General features: G+C 59.2%; 15 protein-coding genes. 8 read left to right on the top strand and 7 right to left on the bottom strand.

What is annotated here, in order from left to right; translation table 11 throughout:
• Positions 1–69: 69 nt before the first annotated feature.
• Together RQH14_RS05280 and RQH14_RS05275 are read left to right on the top strand one after the other, a co-directional pair.
• Positions 70–1,467, top strand: coding sequence for a serine hydrolase domain-containing protein (locus tag RQH14_RS05280; RefSeq protein ID WP_311212293.1), 1,398 nt, complete (start codon positions 70–72; stop codon positions 1,465–1,467).
• A 398-nt stretch (positions 1,468–1,865) separates the two neighbouring features.
• Positions 1,866–2,945, top strand: a complete 1,080-nt coding sequence (locus RQH14_RS05275) for a dipeptidase (protein ID WP_311212292.1) — start codon at positions 1,866–1,868, stop codon at positions 2,943–2,945.
• Positions 2,946–3,139: 194 nt separating this feature from the next.
• Here the strand turns inward: RQH14_RS05275 and RQH14_RS05270 are convergent, their stop codons facing one another.
• Positions 3,140–4,747 (bottom strand): helix-turn-helix domain-containing protein, encoded by a 1,608-nt coding sequence (locus RQH14_RS05270; protein ID WP_311212291.1) that lies wholly within the window; start codon positions 4,745–4,747, stop codon positions 3,140–3,142.
• A gap of 538 nt (positions 4,748–5,285) precedes the next feature.
• On the opposite strand from RQH14_RS05270, the gene RQH14_RS05265 reads away from it, so the two are divergent.
• From RQH14_RS05265 to menC, 3 genes are all read left to right on the top strand, one after another.
• A complete protein-coding gene (locus tag RQH14_RS05265; protein ID WP_311212290.1) occupies positions 5,286–6,455 on the top strand; it encodes a M20 family metallopeptidase in 1,170 nt (389 codons plus the stop codon).
• A gap of 337 nt (positions 6,456–6,792) precedes the next feature.
• Positions 6,793–7,368: a hypothetical protein gene (locus RQH14_RS05260; RefSeq protein ID WP_311212289.1), complete on the top strand. Its 576-nt coding sequence runs from the start codon at positions 6,793–6,795 to the stop codon at positions 7,366–7,368.
• Positions 7,369–7,371: 3 nt separating this feature from the next.
• The gene (gene menC, locus RQH14_RS05255; RefSeq protein WP_311212288.1) at positions 7,372–8,478 is read left to right on the top strand and encodes an o-succinylbenzoate synthase; all 1,107 of its coding nucleotides are present in this window, start codon (positions 7,372–7,374) and stop codon (positions 8,476–8,478) included.
• A gap of 2,263 nt (positions 8,479–10,741) precedes the next feature.
• On the opposite strand, the gene RQH14_RS05250 is transcribed toward menC, so the two are convergent.
• Positions 10,742–11,554 (bottom strand): hypothetical protein, encoded by an 813-nt coding sequence (locus RQH14_RS05250; RefSeq protein ID WP_311212287.1) that lies wholly within the window; start codon positions 11,552–11,554, stop codon positions 10,742–10,744.
• A gap of 348 nt (positions 11,555–11,902) precedes the next feature.
• Between RQH14_RS05250 and RQH14_RS05245 the strand changes: the two genes are divergently transcribed.
• On the top strand, positions 11,903–12,907 hold the full coding sequence (locus tag RQH14_RS05245; protein WP_311212286.1) for an ATP-binding protein: 1,005 nt from the start codon (positions 11,903–11,905) through the stop codon (positions 12,905–12,907).
• Between the two features lie 365 nt (positions 12,908–13,272).
• Here RQH14_RS05245 and RQH14_RS05240 read toward each other — a convergent pair whose 3' ends face one another.
• Genes RQH14_RS05240 through RQH14_RS05220 form a run of 5 tightly spaced genes read right to left on the bottom strand, consistent with a single transcriptional unit; the run spans position 13,273 to position 16,968 of the window.
• Positions 13,273–13,893 carry a 4Fe-4S single cluster domain-containing protein gene (locus RQH14_RS05240; protein WP_311212285.1) on the bottom strand — a complete coding sequence of 207 codons (621 nt, stop codon included), beginning with the start codon at positions 13,891–13,893 and terminating at the stop codon, positions 13,273–13,275.
• The gene (locus RQH14_RS05235) at positions 13,890–14,690 is read right to left on the bottom strand and encodes a helix-hairpin-helix domain-containing protein (RefSeq protein ID WP_311212284.1); all 801 of its coding nucleotides are present in this window, start codon (positions 14,688–14,690) and stop codon (positions 13,890–13,892) included. The genes RQH14_RS05240 and RQH14_RS05235 overlap by 4 nt, the downstream gene beginning before the upstream one ends.
• Positions 14,687–14,905: a hypothetical protein gene (locus tag RQH14_RS05230; protein WP_311212283.1), complete on the bottom strand. Its 219-nt coding sequence runs from the start codon at positions 14,903–14,905 to the stop codon at positions 14,687–14,689. The genes RQH14_RS05235 and RQH14_RS05230 overlap by 4 nt, the downstream gene beginning before the upstream one ends.
• The gene (locus RQH14_RS05225; RefSeq protein ID WP_018779894.1) at positions 14,902–15,327 is read right to left on the bottom strand and encodes a hypothetical protein; all 426 of its coding nucleotides are present in this window, start codon (positions 15,325–15,327) and stop codon (positions 14,902–14,904) included. The genes RQH14_RS05230 and RQH14_RS05225 overlap by 4 nt, the downstream gene beginning before the upstream one ends.
• 9 nt (positions 15,328–15,336) lie before the next feature.
• Entirely contained in the window at positions 15,337–16,968 is a 1,632-nt protein-coding gene (locus RQH14_RS05220) for an AAA family ATPase (protein ID WP_311212282.1), read from the bottom strand.
• 655 nt (positions 16,969–17,623) lie between these two features.
• Between RQH14_RS05220 and RQH14_RS05215 the strand changes: the two genes are divergently transcribed.
• Both RQH14_RS05215 and RQH14_RS05210 read left to right on the top strand, forming a co-directional pair.
• On the top strand, positions 17,624–20,044 hold the full coding sequence (locus RQH14_RS05215; RefSeq protein ID WP_311212281.1) for an AAA family ATPase: 2,421 nt from the start codon (positions 17,624–17,626) through the stop codon (positions 20,042–20,044).
• Positions 20,041–20,928, top strand: a complete 888-nt coding sequence (locus RQH14_RS05210; protein WP_311212280.1) for a pentapeptide repeat-containing protein — start codon at positions 20,041–20,043, stop codon at positions 20,926–20,928. Before RQH14_RS05215 ends, RQH14_RS05210 begins: the two co-directional genes overlap by 4 nt.
• Positions 20,929–20,953 lie beyond the last annotated feature (25 nt).

Here is a 20,953-nt window from a genome sequence, read left to right as displayed (position 1 = left end):
CGCGGCGGCACTCAGACCCGGCACGATCCGGGCAACGTTTCATGGAACCTACCCACGTAAGGATCAGCAATGACGTTTCAACTCCCAAACGATTTTCTTGCCTCGCAGGCATGGCAGAACCGGATCGATGCTCTGGCAAAAAAGTACTCCGTACCTGGGGTGCAGGTGGGGGTGATTGCATTGGACGGGGAAGGCCGCGCAGACATGCGTGTCATGACCACAGGTGTGACGAGTCTCGCCACCGGAATTGAGGTAACTCCCGACACACTCTTCCAATACGGGTCCATCAGCAAAGTCTGGACAACTACGCTGATCATGCAGCTCGTCGATGAAGGCGAACTGACGCTGGAGACCCCTGTGGTGGAGATCCTGCCGGAGTTCTCCATCGCCGATATCGCGAACACAAAAGAGATCACAATCCGCCAACTCCTCACGCATACCAGCGGCATTGATGGAGATCTATTCACCGATACGGGCGAAAACGACGACTACCTGGAGAAATATGTCGATGAACTGGCCACCGCCATCAGCGTCACTCCGCCCGGCGGTCATCTAAGCTACAGCAATTCGGCATTTGGAGTCGCTGGCCGGATCATCGAAGTCCTGCGTGGCAAGCCATGGGATGACGTCGTCGTGGAGAGGCTTCTCCGGCCGCTCGGGCTAACCCACGTCATTACACGGACGAAGGAGGCGCCGCTGTTCAGTACCGCCGTCGGCCACCTCGCCAATCCAGACACTGCATCAGCAGACAAGGTTATTCCCACGACTCGATGGATGCTGCCACGATCCCTTGGACCTGCCGGTAACGTCACAGGCTCCATGTCGTCGCTACTGACATTCGCGGCGGCGCATCTACGGGACGGCTTGGCGCTGAGTGATGAACGCATATTGTCCGCGGAGTCCGCGAAGCTCATGCGGACACCACAATTTGATCTGACTGCGGACTCGACAGTGGACCAAGCCTGGGGGCTGGGCTGGGTTCTATCGGATTGGGGAACTGTGAGGTCGGCCTATCATGGCGGAGCGACGATCGGGCAGATCGCCCGGCTTCAGACGTTCCCTGAACTGCAAATGGCGATCGGTGTGCTGACGAACTCGCGCGGAGGCTCGGGACTGGCGGAGGAGATTGAGACGGCAATCGGTGTCGAACTGGGGTTCGCCAGCCCCAAGCCTGTGGCCGAGTTGCCTGCCGAATCATGCGACCTGACACCGATTCTGGGGGCGTATGAGTCGACATCCAACCGCTATGAGCTGGCTCTCGAAGAAGATGGACGGTACTACCTCACCGTCATCGCCAAAGAGAATGTCAACGGTGAGCCGCAAGCTCCACCATTTCCTGTCGTTCCTTTGTCGAACACCAGGTTCCTCATTGAAGTGGATGGTAAGTCACACGAATTCACCCATCTCGTGATCGACGGAGACCCTTACCTCTTCAGCACCCGCTTGTACAAACTCACGAGCGACTAGACATTGTGCTGGGCAGGACCACATCAGACGCCCTGCCCAGCACACATCCCAGGAGCCACATCCATGGCACAACCGTATCTTCTTGATACCGCTAACGTTCGCCGGTCACAGCTGATTGGAGACTCGCTCGCCTTTGTCGTACGCGAGCTGCTGTCCGATGCGGACCTGGCTTCCTCTTCCATTCTGAGTGCCGAGACGTTGAACGGCGTGCGCTGCTCATCACGGGAGATAAGCGGAGCTGCACGCCTACGGCGCGGCGGCTTATCGAATCGGAAGCACTCGGTTGTGCGGGCACCTTGTGTTCAGCGCAGCTGGCCGGGCGCGGCGGTCTCAAAATCGCACGGGCCAGCTTTTCACTGCTTCACACAACAATCGAACCTCAACGAAACTGGAACATCATGCAAACCTCCAACACTCGGCCCCCCGCGCTACGCCATCCTGAGGCCATAAGGGCATTCGACCTCGCCCCACTTATCGACGGTCATAACGATCTCGCGCACGCAGCACGCGGCGCGGCAAACTACTCAGTCGACGGGCTCGAGAAGGACTCCAATTTCCAAACCGACATCGGAAAGCTGCGTGGTGGCGGAGTCGGGGCGCAGTTCTGGTCCGTTTACGCGCCAGGGGAAATGCCTGAAGCAGATGCCGTGCAATACACGTTTGAACAAATCGACTTCATCTACCGGATGATCCGCCGGTATCCGCAGACCTTTGAGCTTGCCCGCACAGGAGGCGATGTTCGACGTATCTGGCAGAAGGGAGGTATTGCGTCTTTGCTCGGAGCTGAAGGCGGACATAGCATCGGCAGTTCCCTGGGCGTTCTAAGAATGATGGCACGGCTCGGACTTAGGTACATGACCCTGACACACAATTCAAATACTTCGTGGGCTGATTCCGCGACGGATAGCACGGTCCATGGTGGACTCACTGACTTTGGCCGGGAGGTCGTTAGGGAGATGAATGCCCTGGGAGTGCTGGTCGATCTTGCCCATGTCTCGCCTGACACGATGCGCGATGCGATAAGGACATCTTCTGCGCCGGTCATTTTCAGTCACTCCTCATGCAGGGCTCTCTGTGATCACCCGCGCAACGTGCCGGATGACGTTCTCCGTTCATTGGCTGACAACGGCGGCGTCATTATGGTCGCCTTCGTGCCGATGTTCCTCGATGAGGAATATAGGAGCTGGTTTGACAGGGGGCGCAATGGTCCCCGCCCGCCAGTGACGGTCGAGCATGTGGTCAAGCATATTGAGCATGCCCGAGACATCGCCGGCATCGACCACATAGGACTGGGAAGCGACTACGACGGTTTCGGTGATTTCCCTGACGGCTTGCACGACACTTCGGGTTTCACACTGCTAATTGACCGGCTTGCTGAGCGTGGTTGGACCTCAGCCGAACTCGCAAAATTGATGGGCGATAACCTGCTGCGCGTTCTCGACGCTACGAGCGTTGAATCGGTTTCATCGACGCAGTAGGTGGTCGCCGGTTTTGTCCCCGGTTGGTGCAAGTCGGCCCGGAACTCGTTCGAACAAGAGAGAGTTGCGGGCACCTGCAAAAGGGGGCCGTTCTCATCAGCCATCCCACGATTTCCCGTCCGCAAGCAAAGCGTTTCTTGAGGCCTTCGAGGTAACGCGCCGGGATGCAGGCTTTTTGCGAACGCTAGCCGCAGTCAGTCAACATCACGGCGCAGCCGACTAAGTCGAAATTCGAGCATGGCCGCGAACCGCTCGTCAGGGTCGTCAAGGTTCACCTGCGCAATCTCCGCGGCGCGACGAAGACGGTATCGGAAGGTATTACGGTGTAAGTCCAGCGCCGCTGACGCGCCCAGGGCGTTCCCGAAACTGTCCAACCACAGCTCGAGTGCTTCTTCCAGAGACGTACCGTGTTGTTTATCGTAGTGACGGATTCGGGCGACAGGGCCATCAACGAGGCCGCCCTCGGCTCGCAATTGGTCACCAATGTCCAGGAGAAGCGCGTCCATTTGGAGATCTGTGAATAGCGCGACACGGCTCCCAGGGCCCCATTTCAGAACGCGCAGGCTTCTGTCTACATCATTGCGGGAGCGGGCAAGCTCCGTCGGATCAGCAGAGTCCGCAACGCGACCAATCCCGATGACGGCGCCGCCGGCTCTGTTCGGTGTCCGGTCGAGGAAGTCTTTCGAAACTCGCTGTGCCATAGATATGAGGTTTGTGGCGCCCTGTCGTGCAATCGCAGGCATGATCGCATAACACACGTCGCCGACAAGCGCGGCTACTGCCCCCGGAGCAGCCACCGAAAGATGAAATGCATATGCATGAGCGGTTCGTTCCAGGATCTGTTGGCGTGTTTGATCAGATGGCGACTCACCGGCCGTATCGCCAGGCAGGGACAGGCCAAGCACCACGACTGTGCGTTGCACGAGGCGCAGACGCTCAATTGCCCCTATCGCGGCTTGTCCGGACGCCAAAGCGGATGCGATGAGATCTGACCGAACCTGGCGGTCAACATCCGAGCTCACCCTGTGACGCAGCAGTTGAAGTGCAACGACCTTCGCGGCATCAACCAGAATCTGTTCCTTTTCGGGACTCAAAGGCTCCCGAACAGCAACCCAAATGGAACCGAGTACTTGATTTCCGGCTCGTATCGCCATCGCAACGCGGGGGAGTCCGGCCTCTCCCAAGATTTGGGGGGTGTCGAAAAACACTGGTTTCTCACTGGAGTACAGTCGCTTGAAAACGCCGGCCCGCTCTTGGGCTTGCCTGGCGTATTGGGGAACGACACGCCCCAGAATCGTCTCAATTCGTGATTGGTCGGCTTCATTCTGGCGGCCAGAGAATGCCAGGATCTGGGAGGAGCGGTCTTCGATAGTAATTGGCGCGTCGAGGAGTGCCCCGATCGCGTTGGCCAGAGCGAATGTGTCCTCCGCAGGCAGTCCGGCCAGGATTTCCTCCGCGCCGGCGCTGGAGGCCAGCAGCGATCGCAGAAGAACGAGGAGTTGGGTCCATGTCGCACCAGCTGAGAGTCCGAGCAGGACGACGCCACTTCGGTCAATGGTGGCGCGCAACTCGGCTGGAATGTTAAGTGGAGCACGAAGCACCAAGGCGGGGATCTGGTTCGCGACGGCGCGATCGATCAATCCCGGCAGGTGTTCGACGTCAGCCAAGATGCACAGGAGCATGGTGCCGGGGCGCAGCTCCGCTTGTTCGCGCGGATCGTCGACGGCCACGTCAGTGACCAGAGTAGTCCGGTCTATGTTGCCGGCAACCATCTCCAACAATGTGCCTGCCAGGTTGCTCACGACACTATCAAGTCGGGTTCCGTGACTAATCATCATCGACCATTCGTTCGCTCCCTACTTCCGATTCTCAACTCTACATGCACCATCTTCGTACTTTCGCACATGATTATCGAAGAGATTAGTGATTATTGACGGTGATTTCGGCAGGCGACTCCACCAGACTGGATCCATGAGCGGCATTAAGAATCGCAGACGATTTTCCCCGTTCGATCCTTGGCATTAGCGCCTTGGGGTCGTCGGCACGCCGTAAACCCATCCATTTCTACAGGAGGATCGTATGTCCACGACACCGTCCCATGCAGTGCGGACCGGCAATCTGGTGGACACATCCGGGCAAACTGCTTGTGGATCGAGGATCTATCGATCATTCCGGACTAGTGGCTCCGCTACCTACGAGCTATCCCGTCGAAATGGAGCTCATCGTCGAAGTGATCTGATCTGGCAAGGGCTCCTTCTCAACATGATGCCGTCAACACCGAGCTTGTCGAATGGTTCGGGAATCACGTCCACTCCATCCAACGAATGAAAGATCTCCGGTATGACAACAGAACGCCTTGACCACTTCCACGCTCTCACTGACCCCATGCTCCAAGACATTCGCATTCTCGTTGAAACCGAGTCGCCGTCCGCTGATCTGAACGCCGTCGCACACAGTGCAGACAAAGTGTTGACTCTTGGCGAACGTGTCCTGGGCGTTAAAGGGGAGCGAATCGTCATGGATGGCTGCACACACCTTAGGTGGAGGCTGGGTGAGGGGGAGCGCCGAGTCCTGATCCTCGGGCATCACGACACCGTCTGGCCACACGGAACGTTGGCGAAGCACCCCTATGCCCAGGAGGGAGGCATCCTCCGTGGCCCAGGAAACTTCGACATGAAGGTTGGAGTTGTCATGTCCTTCTATGCCGTAGCATCCCTGGACCCGGGATCCTCAGTGACGATCCTGATAACCGGCGACGAAGAAATTGGTTCACATACTTCGAGACATCTGATTGAGTCCGCCGCGTCCGAATGTGCCGCTGTCTTTGTACTTGAGGCCTCGGCCGATGGTGGGGCCCTCAAAATCGGTCGCAAGGGAATGTCTGGTTATCGCGTGAGCGTCTCGGGTCGGGCTGCCCACGCGGGGCTCGAACCCGAGAAAGGAATCAACGCGGCCGTCGAGATGTCCCATCAGGTACTGCGAATTGCGGCCCTGGCTTCGGAACTGCAAGGGACGAGTGTGGTCCCCACAGTGCTTTCGGCGGGGACCACGACAAATACCGTACCTGCAACCGCAGACATATCGGTGGACGTCCGGACTTGGACTCAGGAAGAGCAAGACAGGGTGGACATCGGAATGCGGTCCTTGACGGCCGTCTTGCCCGGGGCAGTTCTTAGTATCTCCGGCGGGGTAAACCGCCCTCCGATGGAAGAAACTATGTCGTCCTCGCTATTCGAGAGTGCCAGCGCTGTGGCTTTGAACCTTGGAATGGGAGAGCTCGGAGGCGCGAGAGTGGGAGGCGGCTCGGACGGCAACTTTACCGCCGGACTCGGAATACCCACTCTCGATGGGCTCGGTGCAGTTGGTGGCGGGGCCCATGCAGACAACGAACACTCAGTCGTAGCCGAAATTCCACGGAGAACTGCCCTCGTGGCCGGCCTGATTAAGCACACTCTTTTGCCGGTCGCTGAGACCAACGACGAGCCAATAACTAGTGCGATTGGACGGTGACTGACAACTCATGTTCAACCAAGCTCGAGACATGTCGCAAATCATTTCTGACCCTTCAAATCATTCCTTGGGCCACACGTCGACCGCCCGTCAATCTGCATTGCGCGCCGCCTCGCTCGCCAATGTTGCGATACGCCCGTTGAGGCATCTGGATGACTTCATCGCTTGCGAAGCCCTCTTCGACTCCATTTGGCATCCGGAGCCCGGATCCTCACTAATGGCCAAAGAATTGCTACGAGGCATCAGCTCCGCCAACAGCTACGTATCGGGTGCATTCCAAACAGGGCAACTTGTTGGAGCCTGCGTCGGGTTCTGGGGGCCACCGGAATCACGGAGCATGCACAGCCACATCGCCGGAGTCAGCGGCAAAGCGCGCGGCGTCGGTTATGCGTTGAAGCTGGACCAGCGAGCCCATGCCCTGGAGAGCGAAGTGGACACCATCACGTGGACATTTGATCCTCTGGTTCGCCGGAACGCGTTCTTCAACTTCCACAAACTTGGCGGTATGTCTTCCCAGTATCTGGTCAACTACTACGGCTCCATGCTCGACGATATCAACGGAACCGACGAGTCAGACCGGCTCCTCCTTGAATGGAATCTTGCGAGCCCGGGCGTGATCCGGCGCTGCGATGCAACGCCGGGAACAAGTACGCCGCACACGGCGCACCACAACGGCGTCGCCGCACTAACCGTAGGCCGCGCTGGCCAACCCGTGGTGGCTGATACCAGCGCACCTACGTTGTTGGTCGGGGTTCCCGAAGACATCGAAAACCTTCGACACGTGGACCCAGGACTTGGACGGGAGTGGCGCACTGCAGTACGAGAAGTTCTGGCTGGTGCCCTGTCCCGTGGCGGACGTGTCGAAGGGTTTGAGCCACAAACAGGCAGCTACATCGTGACGAGAGGAAAGTAATTCATGAAAATCGAGGCCATAGAAATCCGGCGTATCAAGATGCCCTTGGTGGCACCGTTTCGCACGTCGTTCGGAACACAGCACGAGAGAGAGATGCTGCTCCTGCGCGTGCGAACCCCCGGTGCGGATGGTTGGGGCGAATGCGTCGCCATGTCCGATCCCCTGTACTCATCTGAATACGTCGACGGAGTCGAGGACGTCCTGCGACGATTCCTCATCCCGGACCTCCTTGCCATGGGGGACGTGACAGCCAACGCCGTCGGACCCAGGCTGCACAAATACAAGGGCCACCGCATGGCCAAAGCAGCGCTGGAAATGGCCGTTATGGACGCCGAGCTCCGGAACCAGAACATGTCGTTCGCGAGTAGTCTCGGCGCACTCCGCACGCACGTCCCGAGCGGCGTTTCAATTGGCATCATGGATTCGATCCCGGAACTGCTTGAAGTCGTAGGCAAGTACCTGAGTGACGGCTACGCGCGAATCAAACTCAAAATCGAACCAGGCTGGGACACCGCACCCGTCCGTGCTGTTCGAGAGAAGTTCGGAGATGACATCTTGCTTCAAGTGGATGCAAACACGGCGTACACGCTGCGTGACGCTCACCATCTGGCAAAGCTGGACGCCTTCGATTTGTTGCTGATCGAACAGCCGCTCGACGAAGAAGATGTGGTCGGGCACGCCGAGCTGGCCCGAAAAATCCGGACACCTATATGCCTGGACGAATCAATCGTGTCCGCCAGCACCGCGGCGGCAGCCATCAAGCTCGGTGCATGCGAGATCGTCAACATCAAACCGGGACGAGTGGGCGGATACCTTGAGGCTAGGCGCATCCATGACGTGTGCGTTGCCCTTGGCGTCCCGGTGTGGTGCGGTGGCATGCTGGAAACCGGCTTGGGTCGAGCCGCCAACGTGGCTCTTGCAGCTCTGCCCGGCTTTACACTTCCCGGTGATGTATCCGCTTCAGATCGCTTCTACATCGAAGATGTGACTGAGCCTTTCATACTCGAGAATGGTGGTCTAACCGTTCCGAATGGCCCGGGTCTGGGGGTAAGCCCCCTGGAGGATCGTCTTAAAGAGTTCACCCTGACATCGGAAAACATCGGGGCATAGCCCAGACCAGTCTCACCCGCATCCTCGGCGATTTGGGAGACACGCTGCTGGAGCAGGTCGCTGGCCGCGCAGAACGCGACCAGCGACCTGGGCGGCATCACGACCTATAACCGAGCCGATGATCTCACTCTGGCTGAGGGGCAGTGGTAAGCGTCATGAAAGCTTGCGAAGGAGTGACCCGATATTCGTCGGGATCATGCACACCAACTCCCAATCTGGATCCACCAGCATCCGCCGGACGAAACTTGGAACGGCATCACTCACAACGACCCCTACGCCATGGAAACATGCACGAGGTACAGGAAACCTATCGCCGCAAGCGATCCGAGGGGAAATCCCGGATTCGGCGGGGACGAGACGGGAGTTCCCGTAGGTAGCTCAACTCCCGTAACTTTGAACGCCGACAACCGATTCTGTCTTCGCGCTGGCCGGAAGGGCTCGGTCATGTTCTACGGTGCCGTCTCCGTTATGTACTTGATGAAGGAGGTGCACCCACTGTGTCAGGTTATTCAGCGTTCTGGCGGGCGGCATGCGGTAGCGTTTTGGGTTGTCATAACGGCCGGCGCGAGTCTGGCCTTGGAGGTCGGGGCCTCATCCTGACCGGAGGCTTCGCGCGGACTGAGAGATGCCACCCGGCAGGCAATGGCGGCAGGGGCGGCAGCGCCCATTCCCGGCGCAGGCTATGAATTCGCAGGGACGCATCGAATCCCCGGTGTCCGGTGGTCGATTGAACAAAAAGGAAGTGTGGACAATGTCCACACTTTGCACCTCGGACTACTTCGTACAGCCGCCGGACTGCCTCGGATTCCGCATGTTTCCGCCACTTCCCGGTGTTTCCAGGGCTTGGAATCCCCTTCGAGTCCCACCTCGGGCACGGCATACCCCCTCGTCAGAGGGGGTTTTTGCTTTAACGTGTGTACATTCTGGTTGGTCAGGTCCCTCTGACACCGGCCGCGGGGTGTGCCTGGCGCCGCGGATCGCCTGTTTGGTTGTGGGGGAGCGGGTTCAGGGTCGTGGCTGATAGGCCCTCCGCTGGCTGTGAGCTGGGGTTATGGGTTCCTCTCCTGGTTCGTTCGGTAGGACGTTGTTGTCCTACACCCCTTCATGGGTAGAGATGCTGAGCACGACATGACTTCGGGAACTTGCACTAAAGATCCTGACTTTGGTTCATTCCTCGAGCGAGAAGATGTTGATGGTGGCTGCTTTGTCAGGCCAAAGGGGGTGTGGACATTGTCCACACTTAAATCTTCTTTATCGTGACTACTTGCGGCCATTGGCTCTTCCCTCCTTGGGCCTACATCTGCTCATGCATGTGAGTGGCAGTAGCGACATGACGCGGATCCGGAAGCGCTCTACATGCGCAGGTTCCTTCCGAAGTGAGAGTTCGGCTGCCACGGTCGGGCCGAGTGCCATCAAATGGGTCTTGGCCGTGTCAACGCAGGCGCCCTGCGAAATCAAGCGGGACGCGGGCCCGACGCAGATGACCGCTCCCAGTGGTGCCTCCGGAACACTGCACCGCACGCGGACGTCGGCTTAGCATGTCTGCGCGGACCAGTCTGCCGATAAGCATCCTGGCGTCAGCCAGTGGACCAACGACTAATAGTTGGCAGCCAATATCGAAGAGTCCATGTCGAGCAAGGGTGTCGTACGGTTACTGTTTGCAGGGCTTTGCCGACTAGTCACTGGGGTCAGTCGTAAAGTTTGAGGGCTGCATCAATGACGGGCGAGAGGTTCATTTTGAGTCCAGCAACGTGGCATTTGGTGCCAGATCGGATCTGCTCCGTAATAGTCACTCTGGTCTTTTGCGCTGCCGTTAGCTGCATACTTCTTTCCACCGGGGCTTCCAGCGTCGCAACCTGTTGCGAACGCCCCGACGCTTTGATCCGTTCACGTCTTACGATGACGTGCGGCACTGTCAGAGGCCACTCGGTCCCCGAATCTCGTCCTGACCCGCAGTCTGGGATCATTAGCCGCCGACGGTGGAACATCAACAAACTTGCTTGTTTGGGCTTAGAGGCGGCATGAGCAGCGCACATCCCGGTTCGAGGCTCGCCCACGGTTTCATTAGGGAAGCGAACTATGACGTATCCTGCATTTCCGCCGTTGTTGTCGACGTCGCCCCAGGTCGCCAGGTGAGGTCCACGCAGACTTCGGTTTCGTCGACGAAGACGCCCGCTAAGGTCATGCCCTTCCAGACGGGAGCATCGGGAAGCTCAGCCTTGGCAGGTGTCTGTCCTCATCCCGGCGCTCCGTGGGAAAGTACTCACTGGCTCGAAATTCCGCAAACGAAGTCGATAATGCCAGATGTCTCCACTGGAAATTTGTGACACATCTCATGGAACGGTGAGCCTATACCTTTGGGCTCATTCATCACTAAGAACGATGTATCTACATCCACTGTTCCTTCGACCGGGCCGAGATCCCAGAACGGTTTGGAGAACTCCAGCCATCCAATGACTTCACCTGACATAGTGATCATCTGTGAATCAACTGAATGCGTTTCTATCGTGGTGCCAGCATCCAGCCCAAGGACGAGGTTCTTTAGCGTGGACTGAGTCCATGTCGGGTGGGCCACCAGATAACCACGGTGTTTGTCGGCGATGTCCAATTGGTGGAGGTGCCACAGGAAGGATTGTTCTTTCCGGTCGAATACAAAAGGCTGGGCCGCCTCCATCCGGTCTAGCGCGGCCACAGGCAACGTTTCGAGGTCCTTCCGGGCCTTCTGCCATCCACTTGTTTTTTCACTAACCGGAAACTGAATGGCCTTTGGGTTTGGTGGAGGCCCGGACCCGTTTGCCAGCGTCCACGCCAAATTGTCCAGCGCGGAACGCAGGTTGTGGACGGCGTCTCCGATAATTAGCGCGACGCTCTCGAGAGGAGGTTCCTTCTGGGCGTTTAAGACTATGTCGACTCGGCGGCGGCTAGGGTGCGCCTCAAGACGTGCAGTCAAGGGATACTTGGAGGACCAATCGCTAAGTTCTGCCTGAGCCTCCGCGAATAGTTTGCTCGCTCGTTCAACCTTGCGCTTCGGCTCACGGGCGGCATCGGGAAAAGCTGTTGACGCTGCGATTGTCATCTAGATTCCAAGTCATATCTGTCGGTGTGACGGGGAAGAAGAAATGAAGCGGTGCCGGAGCGTTCGGTCATAGTTCGATCCTAGTTGGTTGGAAACTCTATGGCCCAGGTAACGCATCAACATCCACGCCTGACCGTTACCGTCACCTCGCGCCTAGTGGACCTGCCGGTCTCGCCGGTGAAGGCCGGAGGTGCCAAGGAAAGTAACAAGCAGGCTTGCCTACATGTACTGCCTCTGCATAGTTTGTGCCAGGACCCACTATGGAACTGAGGATCTGGTTCGGATTTGGCTGGATTGCGGGTGGTTGATACTTCCGCAGGCGCGTCTCAACACAGGTAGGCTCAGGTCATGCTTGAAAGTCAATTGGAGGCGAAGGTACTTAGGGGCGTGAGTGCCCTTAGGCGGGGACTTGAAGGAGAGGATGACTTCATCGAGTTCAAGTCAACATGGCCGGATGCGGACAAGAACAAGTTTGTGCGGCAGCTCGCCGGAAGCCTTAACAGGGCTGGAGGCGAGACCGTAGTGTTGGTTATCGGCATCGATGACAAGCTGGGGAGTTATACGAGCTACACGTCTCCTGACGTCGCACAATGGTGGCCAAAAGTGCAGAGCGGCTTCGATCAGACGCCGCCAGAGCTAGCTCGCGACGTCAACGTAGTGGTGGGCGAAGGCGAGATAGTGCGTGCACTAGCGATATCGAGCAGCAGAGCACCATACGTGGTGAAGACAGGTCAGGATCCCATTCTTCGGGAAATCCCAATTCGAGAAGGAGCAAGAACCCGTTCAGCACATCGGGATGAGATATTGAGGATGCTCAACACCACGGTTCGCATCCCTGATATGGAAGTGCTTTCGGCCAGCCTGACAATGATTGAGCGTTTTCCTTATGCAGACCCCTCTGATCAAGACGATCCTGGTGAAATCGTGCTTGAAGGTAAGCTCAAGATCTATGTCCAAACTAATGACGAGAGACCAATCACTTTAGCTCGGCATCTGATGCGGGCCTACGCCGATTTTGCTCCTGGACGGTTAACACTTAGCTCTCCTAACTGGGCTGCCGGTAATAAAGACAACGGCGCATCCGGAGTTACGGAAACAGAGGATGGCTTCCGTGTGAGGTTTCCGGGCGTGGTCGATGTCAAGTTCTACGCCCGTAACGTTGAATGGCCTCAGTTTAAGCAGGCTCTTGACCAGCAAATCGTGGCGTTTTCTGCATCCTTTCCAGTAAGTGGAGTAGACCGTTCGGTAAGTGTCAAAGTGGAGCTAAGCAGAGATGACTCATTGATACCGAACCCGGACGGGTCCTATGACCCGATGGCGCATTGGGCTTTCAAGCTGAACGCTGGCAAGTAAAAACCCGAACGTGGCCTTTTAAACCTTACGTTGAGCGACTCGGTTCGTCTGGGCGACCTACTCATGACCTTGGTAGTTTCCACTGAAGGCGCCGACACGACGAGGGGTCGAATGCATGACCAGCCTTGGGCAATCGGCCGAGAATTGTGGATCAATACCAACGGGGCGCCAACTAGAACGTCGTGGCTAATGCGATACGAGGCGACCACGTCATCGGGACTTGTACACCCCTTGGCCTGTCGACCTGCGACACCTGAAAGAGCGGCGGCTCCGATGGCTCTTCTCGGTGAACTTCGGAGCCTCGCGCCCGTCACCTGATAACAGCACGAAGGGTGTGCAGAAGGACCATCAGCAGCGGCCTAAAATCAGGACTTGCGAAGCGTCCGGGTGGAGGTGATCAGCCCGCCGAGGTCCATGAGGCCCGACGAATCAAGGAAGCCCGCAACCTCGATGGTCCCGTCGGGCCGGACCCGGATGTCGACCCTGTTGCGCACGAGTTCCGGACGGTAGTTCTGGTACCGGTCGGTCAGGTGAATGAAGCGCTGGTTCCCTGAGCCAACGAGAGCGCGCTCCGTTTCGGGGTTCCATTCCTGGTAGGGACCGTCGACAAGCAAGTCCACCGTGGCGAGGAAAGCCCGGGTGGTGTCGTCCCTGTCCCGGAGGGTTTCGTACTCGTACCCGGAGAAGGCGATGACGCCCAGGCCGGCGGCGCGGGCCGCTGTGGCCAGGGAGTGGCCGGCGTCGGGTTGGTCGAACGGCTCGCCGCCGATCAAGGTTAGGCCTTCCACACCGGCAGCGACGGCGTCCTCGATGATCCCCGCCACGGGCAGCTGTGTTCCACCGCGGGGGTTGAACAGGTGCGGGTTGATGCAGCCTGTGCAGCGGATGCTGCAGCCTTGAAACCAGATGGCGGTTCGCAGACCCGGTCCTTCAGCGGTAGTGCCGTGCAGGACGCGTCCGACGCGGAGCATCGGCTCGTGGATCAAATGTCGAGCCTTCGGGCGCTGTGGCTGTTTTGGGGTGCCGGCTGCTGCGCCTGTGGAGCGGGGGAGGCCTGCACTGACCCGAACGTGAGCTTGTTCCGGTGCGGGATCAGCAGGTGCGGCGGCACCTGTGCCTTGGACATGAGCTGCTCGAATGAGGTGAAGGAGCCAAGTTGCTGGCGGGTGCCGACAATCCGGTTGGCTGTCTCGTTGTCGACTCCAAGCGCTGTGACAAGGTCCTGTGGAGTCGCTGTGTTCACGTCGATGCTGCCAGGGGGTGCGGCCTCTGGAGCTGTGTACTGTGCGGGCGCCACATTTGTGGGCTGCTGTTTGTCGGGCGCTGGTGCCGTTGGTGTCGCGAAGGCCGCTGCTGCAGCGTTGGGGTTGTAGCCGTAGGCAGGGGCAGGGTTGTTGGTGGACTGCGAAGCGCCGGCTTGGGCGTACCACTTCCTGTCGTCGGAGTGGGCTTTCCAGAGCAGCCACTTTTTGTTGGTGATTACCGCCGCCACGATGCCACCTACGAATGATACGAACCATACCCAGCCCCAAATGGTGCTTGCCGTCGAACGGATCGGTGCTTCCTTGGTGCCGCCGTTGAACATGCCCGCGGTGATGAACAGTCCGATTCCCACGATGAGGAAGCCGATGCCGAGGCCGAGCCAGAGTTTGTTCTTCGCCTTCGCGCCGCGGATGAGGAATCCGACGCCGGTGAGGAGGCCGAATGAGAGGATGCTCCAGAGGACGCCCGCGCTGTTCCGCAGGCGCCAGGAACGCGAGCAGAGCTTTTCTTCGGGTGTCATCGGTCAGCCTCATTCTCGTACTGGTAGGTCGTCTGGTCGGTGGTGGTCTGCTGGTAAAACGCCGGCGTCAGCCGTGAGTCGGCGATGACCGCGTTTGGCAGCAGTGCCTGGATGGCGGCGAGCTCGTCCGCGCAGCTGGGCCCGGGGCCGTGCGCTTCGGCGGTGATGGACCCGGTCGCGGAGACTGTCACGGTGATGGTTTTCTTCTGCGTCATGTTGCCTCTTCGAAGACGAGTTGGACTTCGCCGTTGGCGGCCGTTTGGGAGACGAGGACCATCCCCATTTCCGCGGCGCGGGCGTGGAGGGACTCGACTGTTCGTTGCTGCAGTAGGGCACCGACGCTCATGTCCAGGGCTGCCAGCAAGTTGCCGGTCTGGCTTTCGTCGTTGTCGACCCGGCCAAGAAACGTCTCACCAATGCGCTGGAACGTGATCCGCCCGTAGGGGCTGTTGCCGGTGACCCGGCCTTCGGCCACGCTCAGTTCGGTCGCTCCCATGGCCACCAGCGCATCCTGGAGGAGCTGCTGGTCGGTGATGCGTGTCGTCTTGCACTTCTCGCACAGGTCAGTGCTTTTGGCTTCCCGGATGGCGGCGATGGCCGCGATACCGAGCGGGATGAGGAGAACTTCGAGACTCATCGTCTCCGCCTAGAAATCGATCTGACGGCCGCCGCGCCAGGAGTTGACGTCGGTACTGGCCTCGGTGCTGGACGTTGAGTATTCCTCCCGGGCGCTGATGGAGGTAGCGGCCACCGCGCGGGTAGAAGCCCACTCGCGGATCCCGTTGATCTGCTCTGCCTGGGTGACCGATAGCGGTACCGTGTTGGCGATGGCACGGCGAAGGTCTTTCTCGTTCAGCATGCGCCGTTCCGAGAAGGCCTCGAAGCAGGCGCTGACGGCGGCCTCGGCAATCTCCGCTCCGGAGAAGCCTTCGGTGAGTTCGGCGAGAAACTCCAGCGAGTCCTCAGAGGTTTCGAAGTCACCGGTGGCCGCAGAATCCGGGGTGAGCCGTTTCTCCAACTGGATCCGCCAGATGTGCACCCGTTCTTCCTTGGTGGGAAGGTCTACAAAGAAGATCTCATCGAAGCGGCCTTTCCGGAGGAACTCCGGCGGCAGTGAGTCAATCTTGTTGGCCGTGGCAATCACGAAGACGGGGTTCTTCTTCTCCTGCATCCACGTCAGGAAGGTGCCGAACACTCGTTGGCTGGTGCCGGAATCGCCGCTGCCGCTGGACCCGAAGCCCTTCTCGATCTCATCGATCCACAAAATGGACGGCGAGACGGCTTCGGCGAGTTTCAGGGCGCCGCGCATGTTTTGTTCGCTGGAGCCCACCAGTCCAGAGAAGACCCGGCCAACGTCCAGACGGAGCAACGGAAGACCCCACAACGTGGCCATGCAGGTGGCAGTGAGGCTCTTGCCGCAGCCGGGAACACCGGTGATGAGCACTCCCTTGGGTGCCGGGATGGACCAGCGCTGTGCCTCAGGCAACCAAGAACCGTTGCGCTTATTCAGCCACTTCTTCAGGTTCTCCAAGCCACCGACGTCGTTCATCGTCCCTTCAGCGGAAATGAACTCCAACAGGCCTGACTTCCGGATCGTCTGGCGCTTCTCGTCCAGGACGAGCGCGATGTCGGAGGCGTCCAGACGACGGTCCGAAGCGATGGCGCGCGCGAAGGCGTTCTCCGCTTCACCCAAGGTCAGGCCCTGGGCAGCCTGAATGAGACGCATTCGGTCATCCGGTGACAGGTCAACGACGATCGAAGCCGCGTTTGCGCCCACAATTTCTTCAAGGACACCTTCAATTTCCCCGGCCGTCGGCAACGGCAGGTCAACGACGGTGACTTCCTTCTCGAGGTCGGTCGGTAGTGTCATGCCGGGGGAGACGATGATCAGCGTGTGGGGCACTTCGCCGGTACGGAACGCCATCGCTGCATCCTGGACGGCGCGGACCATCGTCGGCTCAGCGGGCCGGCCCTGAGATCCGAGGAAATGGTGGAGGTCAAAGAAAACGAAGATCGTCGGCTCGGTGGCCCTGATGGCCTCGTTGAGCGCAGTGTCCGGCGACGTCGGCTTTCCCGACTGGCCCGGCGCGTGCAGGCCCTTCGATACCGTGTAGGCGACGACCTTGCGCGGACGACGCAGATCAGGGCTGACAGCGACGGCCTCCGCGGCCGCCATAACCCGATTGCCCTCATGGGTTTCCACGAGAAGAATCGGATGCCGGGCCCGAATGAGCTCGACCAGGGTTTTCCCGAAGATCAACGGCGTCTTTGCATCCACTTAAGCTCCCCAACGTTTCACTTGCCACAACTCCGGGCAGCATATCCCAGCATTATCGGGAGGAGTACCAAATTACCGGCCGGTGTCATGTGTGGCGCAGGCACCTGTTCGGCGGGGCTCGAACTGGTCGCCGACGGGGTGCAAAGCATTCAAACCGTGCCCATTTTCAGCTCGCTAAGCGTCAGCCGGCCAGCCACTCCGGGAGCCGGACGCTGAGCCGCCCAAGAATACTCAAATTTCTCCTCCGCGGTCGTAGCGTCCACATCACCAACCGCTCTGTTACCGGACAGAGCGAGGACGTTGTCGCACGGTTTTGACCAGCCTGACGCTGCGGTACTTGCAGTGTGAGCGACCAAGCACGGCGGTCGCATAGAACGAGCTGCCCCAAAGCTTCTGCCGCGCCCGCGTCGATCCTCCGAAGTCATAGCTGACCCGGGCCGATTAATTTGCTCGAGTGGGCTGGTCCAAACTGCGGGAAGTGACCATCTACCCTGGCGGTAGATAGCGTGGATAGGACGGGCGGGCCCTTGGTCTCGCAATGTCCCATGGTTCTCACTGCCGAAGCGCCGGAAATCATCGTCGGCGGACGGTGCCGTGAGGCAGCTCTTTGAACAGTCGACGGGAGTCCTTGACCTCCGCCGGAGCCGCCCATAGCATGAACCCACTATCGCCCATCCGGTGCGATGTGGGCATATTTGGGGTGTCAGTGAATCGCAATAATGTCGGCGGGCTGTACGGCCGAGACTCGGAGTTAGCGCTGATCACTAGAACACTCGAGCGCGTGGGAAGACGAGAAACTAGCCCCGCCGGAGCAATGATCATGCTCAGCGGTGTGAGCGGAGCTGGAAAGTCGGCGCTCGCTGAAGCGGTGTTGGAGACCGCGGAGCAGATGGGCTATGACTGTGTCCGCACGGCATGCGAACCTTTCCACGAAGGGATGAGCTACTTCCCGGTGCGAGAACTCGTACGCCAGATGGCGAACGGCCGCCCTGTGGGTGAACTAGTCGCCGAGCAGTTCGGATCCGGTTCGTCCGAGGTCGAGATGGCGGCCGTGAGCGAATCCATTTCAGCTGATCCCGCCAGCCGGAGAGAGGCCATCGTGGCCACTTTCACCAATGTGATCATGGGTGAGTATCGTAAAGCTGGATCCTCGCCGCAGCTACTATTCATCGACGACCTCGAACACTTGGACGCCGGCAGTGCTGATGCGCTGATCTGTTTGGTTTCGCGCCTCAGTGAAGGTCCCGTCGTCATCCTCGGGGCTTTTCGCTCCGACCGGGTGGCGGAGCCCACGCACCCCGTCCGTCCTGTCATCGTTTCGGCACGGCGTATGGAAGGCATTTATCAGAATCACGAGATCCGAGGGTTCGATGTCGCGGGATTCGGATCTCTCGTAGAATCCTTGCTCGGCGGTTCCGCTAAATTGCCGGATACAGTTACAAGGAAGCTTTACGAAGAGACCGAAGGAAATCCGCTCTTCACCCGTGAGCTGATCCGCATGCTTTGCTCTCCTGACCCGAGGTCCGGTCGAGTTTCCCTGAGCCAAGTGGACGATGTCTGGTTGTTCGATGGCGACATTGGATCCTGGGACATCCCCGATTCCGTGGAAGAGGTTATTGCGTCTCGGTTAAACCTGCTCGACGTCCAAGAGAGGCACGAACTCGAACTAGCCGCTGTCGTCGGCCGAAGGTTTGCGTTTGCCGTGCTTCACGGCCTGATGGAGGCAGGCGAAGACGAGCTCCTACGGGACATGGAGAAGTTCCTCGACGTGGATCTAATTCGTGAGCTCCAGACGAGTGACGAGTCCTTCGAATTCTCACACGGCAAGATCCGTGACGTGCTCTACGCGCAGCTGAGTGGACTACGGAAGCGAAGGCTTCACGCTCAGGTTGCCGGCGTCATCTCCAATCTACGCGCCAGCTCAAACGAGGACTGGGACGCTCTGATCGGAGAACACTTGTATCTGGCCGCCAAGCACGCGGAAGCGTTCCCGTACCTCCTTAGGGCGGCCCGCAACGCGCTGGCTATGGGAGCCTCGGCTGAGGCTGCGGTGCTATATCGAAAGGCGCTGGAGTCATCGGATGGAGTCGTATTCAACGGCGATGACTCACGGGCCTCGATTCAGCTCGAGCTCGTCAACGCCTACATTGCCGCGAGCGAAGTCACTAACGCCGGACGTCTACTCGCCCAGCTGACAGGTGCAGCGAATCCTTCGTCGATCAGGACCGTGGCACTTGATTTGATGGGTGATGTGCTCATGTTCGAGGGCGAAATTGACCGGGCCCTCGACGCATACCAAGAGAGCCGCCGACTCGCAGAGGCTCTCGACGACACCGAAGCCCTCTGCGAAGTGCTCTGCGATCTGGCCGAATTACACGGCCGCCAGTACGAACGACAGGCGGGAATCGCACCAGAGATCGCTGAAAGACATCGGGTCCAATACGTCGCACACGTAGATGAAGCCTTTGCTATGCGCGCCGACCTCGCGCCTGGCCCTCTTCGGGCTCGTGCGCTGCGGAATAAGGCGAAGCTGTCGCGCGTATCCGGCGACCTCTCCGCAGCGGAGAACCTCTATCGACAAGCTATCGACACTGTGGACGGCCGCGTAGCGAGCCACCGCTTCCTCGTACCCTACGCGAAGACCCTGCGTAGGGCGGGCAAAGCGCAGGAAGCCCTCGACCACATCGAGCGTGTGATCTCGTGGAGTACGCAAGTCGGTTCGGCTCGGTCCCAGGCGATCGGCTGGCAGTACAAGGCGACCTTCCTCATGACTCTCGCTAAGGACGACGAATCCTTTTCTCAAGCGAATTCGACAGCCGAGCGCGCTCTCCATGCGCATCAATCTATAGGCTACGCGCAAGGTATTCGCGAGACTGAAATAGTGTTAGGTGAGATCGCACTAAGGACCGGTGACCTCCCGCGCGCGATCGAATGGTTCACGTCGGCAGCTGACGCGCGGGACCTTGAGAGCAACGAACTGCTGGAGGTCATCGCAATCGAGCTCGACGCAAACGGAGAAGAAGATCGCGCAGCTCTGATCCGCGAATCTATCGAGGCCGAGGCAGCAACTGTATGAGACGCCTCTGGTCGAGGCTCCAATCGACGAGCCTTCCCTCGCTTATCCTTATCGCAGTCATCTTTGCCGTCGGAATTACCATGTGGGCCCTCGGCCCAAGCGAAGGCAATAAGTACTCCGATCTAGGGATCAACCTCGGTGTCGGCGCGGTGCTCGGTGTGGCCGTCTTATATGTTGAGGCGGTGGTCGGCCGGGCCGAGGCGGAACGTGAACGCCGACTTGCTGAGGAGCAGCGGTTCGTTCAGACACTCATCGCCGCTGCTGACTTGACCGAGATCCGCATCCCCGGGAGGAGCCTAACCGGGATAATTCTGGCCGCGCGCGATCTTAGCGGTGGGGATCTTTCTTCAACAGACCTCACACGCGCTGACCTCCGCAAGTCGAATCTTTCGAGGGCAGATCTGAGCGATTCCGCTGCCGTCGGTCTGAATCTGCATGGTGCGACGGTCGACGCGCTCCGGGCGAGAAACGTGGATTGGACGGGCGCGAACCTCTCCCGTCTCTCCGGCTCGGATGCGGACTTCACGGCTGCGCGAATCATTGACTCCTGCTTTGCGGATGTACGGCTACCACGAGCGGTGCTTGACAATGCAGTTTTGGAGCGAGCAGATATGCGACGTGCTGACCTCTCGGACTGTCGAGGCACAGCGGTCGTTCTTCGAGGGACGGATATGCGGGCCGCCAGCTTGCGTGGAGGCCAGCTAGTGAATGCTGACCTGCGCGATGCTGACCTGCGCGCCGCGGACCTGAGAAACGCCTCGTTCGAGTGTCCGGACTTACGCGGCGCCGACTTGCGTGACTGCAACGTCGAAGGGCTCATGCTGCGGGAACCCATCGTCGACGACCGGACGCGGCTGCCCGTCTCTGCACCGCACCTGACTTAACAGTTCACACCAGCGAGGAGACCCA

This window comes from Arthrobacter sp. WCS2018Hpa-7 (assembly GCF_031843805.1).
Classification (GTDB): Bacteria; Actinomycetota; Actinomycetes; order Actinomycetales; family Micrococcaceae; genus Arthrobacter.
Note: the sequence above shows the minus strand (reverse complement) of the source record. Positions and strands in the feature narration are given on the sequence as shown.